The following is a 3119-nucleotide window of genomic DNA, read 5'->3' as shown; positions in this document are numbered from 1 at the left end:
TTTCCCAGCACTTTAGCCTGATTTTGAATATAGTAGGCATTGTCAGGTTCTGCTCCTCGTTCTAAATCTTCCCTAGCTAGAGTTGTGGAACCCATACTTTTAATTTTTAAACCCAATTCTACCACCAAAATCCGAATAAATAATCCGATTAATTCTCGGTAAAACTCGTGTTCTTCTAGGGGCATAGTAATTTCTAAAGTACCACGATCATAAAATAAATGGGCGCGATTATTTTCCCCTAGCGCCTGTAAAATTTGCTGATAGGATAGCCAATTGAGATGATAAAAAGTAACCCGTCTTTCTGCCCGGATTTCGCTAGTATTTAACTCCAGAGGAACTGTCACCATAACTGCCCCGAAAAGCGAAATTTATGCCCAAAAAAGGGGGTTGATTCACCCCCTGATCATCTTATTAAACCAGTGCTGGAACTTGGGGCCAACGCCCGATCGTCTTACCAATGACCGCTAACTCCTGAGTTAATCGATCGAACCGGTCGGGGGTCAAGGATTGCGGCCCATCAGATAGGGCCTTCGCCGGGTTAGGATGTACCTCGATCATCAAGGAATCGGCCCCGGCTGCCAGGGAAGCCATGGCCATGGTCGGGACATATTCCCATTTACCCGTACCGTGGCTAGGATCGATCATGATCGGCAGGTGAGTTAAAGTTCTTAAAACGGGAATACAGGATAAATCTAGGGTATTGCGAGTATATTTACTGTCAAAGGTGCGGATACCGCGTTCGCAGAGAATGACACTGCTATTTCCTGCCGCGAGGATATATTCTGCCGCCATCAACCAATCTTCAATAGTGGCCGCCATGCCGCGCTTGAGTAGGACCGGTTTCGGTTGCGCCCCAACTTTTTTCAGGAGGGAAAAATTCTGCATATTGCGCGCCCCCACTTGCACCACGTCGGCTATTTCGACAATCTTATCGAGATCCGCCGCGTCCATTACTTCCGTGATAATACCCAAACCACTGGCATCTCTAGCCGCCGCTAGTAATTCCAAAGCGCTTTCCCCGTGACCTTGGAAAGCATAGGGAGAAGTGCGGGGTTTGTAGGCACCACCGCGGAGGAATTGCGCTCCGGCTGCCGCCACTCGTTTGGCAGTTTCCACGATCATCGCTTCATTTTCCACCGAACAGGGGCCGGCGACAATGCTAACGGTATGATTTCTGCCGATGGGGATAACACCGTTAGGAGTGGGGACTAAAACCTCGCTGTATTCGCCGTGACGGTATTCTAAAGAGGCGCGCTTGAAGGGTTGTTCGACTCGCAGGACGGTTTCGATCCAAGGGCTTAATTCTTGGATTTGTAGGGGGTCTAATTCCCTGGTTTCTCCGACTAAACCGATGACAACTTTATGCTTACCGACGATTTTTTCGGGACTTAATCCCCATGCCTCGAATTCGGCACCGATGCGCTCGATTTCAATTTCCGGGGAACCAACTTTCATGACAATAATCATGGCATTAACCCTTTATTTTTTCCTTTAATCTCTATTGTTGACGATTTCTAGAGGTTATCTATTTTTCTTCCACTTCTTTTTTGCCGGACCGCCACGCGGCGATCGTTCTGCCAAAATTAGCTTGAAATTCTTGCCATCCTAGCCAATCCCCCACCCGATCCTCATCCCAAGAAGCGGAGAAGATGCCATAACTCAGACCGATGAAACCTAGACCAAATAGGCTTAAACTGACGAGCATGGCGACGTAGGAAGGGATTTCGAGAAGATCGTGGCTAATAATCCAGTAGAAGCCAAAAAAGGAAGCTATCCCCAGTGCCGTCGGCAGGCCACAAAATACCGCCATCCGTTTGGCCATCCGTTGACTGACCACTTGCGGAATCGCCTTTAAGCTGGTTTCCTCGGAGCGATTTTTTAGGGGCGGTGGCACGGGACTAGGGGCAATTTTCGGGGTTTTTCGCTTATTTTGGCGCGGCTCAAAGGGGAGACGTTCTTTTTTCTCCGTCGATTTCGATTCAGAGGCCATGGTAGGGATGCAAAGGGGGTATGCTTAACGGCGAATTCCGAGACGACCAATCAGGGTTTGATAACGTTGTTGATCTTTCTTCTGGATATAGGTTAACAGTCCCCGACGACGACCGATCATCTGGAGTAATCCCCGACGGGAAGCATGGTCTTTCGGGTTAGCTTTCAGGTGTTCGGTCAGTTGGTTGATTCTCTCGGTTAAGAAAGCTACCTGTAACTCCGATGATCCTGTATCGGTTTCGTGGGCCTGATATTGGCTGATTAGTTCTTGTTTTTTGGTCTGGGTTAAGGCCATAGGACTCGTGATCTCTGCTTAAACACTGCAATCTATCATAGTATCACGTTTCTGGTCGATCCGTAAACATTGTTCGGGAGACAGCCATCTCAGTTATCAGTTACCAGTTACCAGTTATCAGTGGGGGTGTTAAGTGAGCAGTACATGGGTGACAGTAACAGTGTTGTCTTTTCACTGATTACTGTTTACTGTTTACTGATCACTGAAAAAAACTTCCCAATTCCCCAATTCCGCAAATCATGGCAAAATCTTAGACATAGCGTCTAACTTACCCTGAAGATTCCATGCTGTTAAAATCCACGACCCGTCATATTCGCATTTATACGGCTGAAGTAAAAAATAATCAATTCATCGAGAGTAACAATGTCTTGACTCTTGATGTGGATCCCGATAATGAATTTAATTGGGAAGAAGTGGCTCTCAATAAGGTTTATAGTAAGTTTGATGAATTGGTAGAATCGTACAATGGGGAAGAACTGAGCGAATATAATCTCCGTCGCATCGGTTCAGATCTAGAACATTTTATCCGTTCTCTCCTGCAAAAAGGAGAAATTAGCTATAATCTCAACGCCAGAGTGCAGAACTATAGTATGGGTTTACCGAAATTAGGGTGAACGATTCCGCGTACCTTCCCCACCCGGACACCTAGGGGGGTGGGGAATTTGCCTCGCGGCAATGAGGAGTTTCACTCCTTGGGGGTGAGGGAAGAATTGCCTGTTATAGTTACTAATTCTGTACGCAAACGTCGCACTTTGAATCAGCTTTGTACGCTTTGACCCGTACAGGGCTAACTACAAGCCTCTCTATCGGATTCTTGCTAAATGCAACCTCTCCG

The 3119-nt window shown here is 47.0% G+C and carries 4 protein-coding genes and 1 pseudogene; 1 reads left to right on the top strand and 4 read right to left on the bottom strand.

The window, feature by feature from the left end:
• The 4 genes and pseudogenes from EWV84_RS21850 to rpsO form a co-directional block, all read right to left on the bottom strand.
• Positions 1-347, bottom strand: a pseudogene (locus tag EWV84_RS21850) (Uma2 family endonuclease); the annotation flags it as partial.
• A 64-nt stretch (positions 348-411) separates the two neighbouring features.
• Positions 412-1467: a 3-deoxy-7-phosphoheptulonate synthase gene (aroF, locus tag EWV84_RS21845; RefSeq protein WP_287080041.1), complete on the bottom strand. Its 1056-nt coding sequence runs from the start codon at positions 1465-1467 to the stop codon at positions 412-414.
• A 58-nt stretch (positions 1468-1525) separates the two neighbouring features.
• Positions 1526-1990, bottom strand: a complete 465-nt coding sequence (locus tag EWV84_RS21840; RefSeq protein ID WP_002763019.1) for a PAM68 family protein — start codon at positions 1988-1990, stop codon at positions 1526-1528.
• 24 nt (positions 1991-2014) lie between these two features.
• The gene (rpsO, locus tag EWV84_RS21835) at positions 2015-2284 is read right to left on the bottom strand and encodes a 30S ribosomal protein S15 (protein WP_002738807.1); all 270 of its coding nucleotides are present in this window, start codon (positions 2282-2284) and stop codon (positions 2015-2017) included.
• A gap of 284 nt (positions 2285-2568) precedes the next feature.
• On the opposite strand from rpsO, the gene EWV84_RS21830 reads away from it, so the two are divergent.
• Positions 2569-2898, top strand: coding sequence for an NAD(P)H-quinone oxidoreductase subunit M (locus EWV84_RS21830; RefSeq protein WP_287080037.1), 330 nt, complete (start codon positions 2569-2571; stop codon positions 2896-2898).
• The last annotated feature ends 221 nt before the right edge of the window (positions 2899-3119 follow it).

The organism is Microcystis sp. M_QC_C_20170808_M3Col, from assembly GCF_007095505.1.
GTDB lineage: Bacteria > Cyanobacteriota > Cyanobacteriia > Cyanobacteriales > Microcystaceae > Microcystis.
The sequence above is the reverse complement of the archived record's forward strand: the minus strand, read 5'-3'. Positions and strand labels throughout refer to the sequence as shown.

Bases quoted from the DNA above. Each gene is read 5' to 3' on its own strand.
- EWV84_RS21840 (WP_002763019.1), bottom strand. From the start codon at position 1,990: ATGGCCTCTGAATCGAAATCGACGGAGAAAAAAGAACGTCTCCCCTTT.
- aroF (WP_287080041.1), bottom strand. From the start codon at position 1,467: ATGATTATTGTCATGAAAGTTGGTTCCCCGGAAATTGAAATCGAGCGC.
- EWV84_RS21830 (WP_287080037.1), top strand. From the start codon at position 2,569: ATGCTGTTAAAATCCACGACCCGTCATATTCGCATTTATACGGCTGAA.
- rpsO (WP_002738807.1), bottom strand. From the start codon at position 2,284: ATGGCCTTAACCCAGACCAAAAAACAAGAACTAATCAGCCAATATCAG.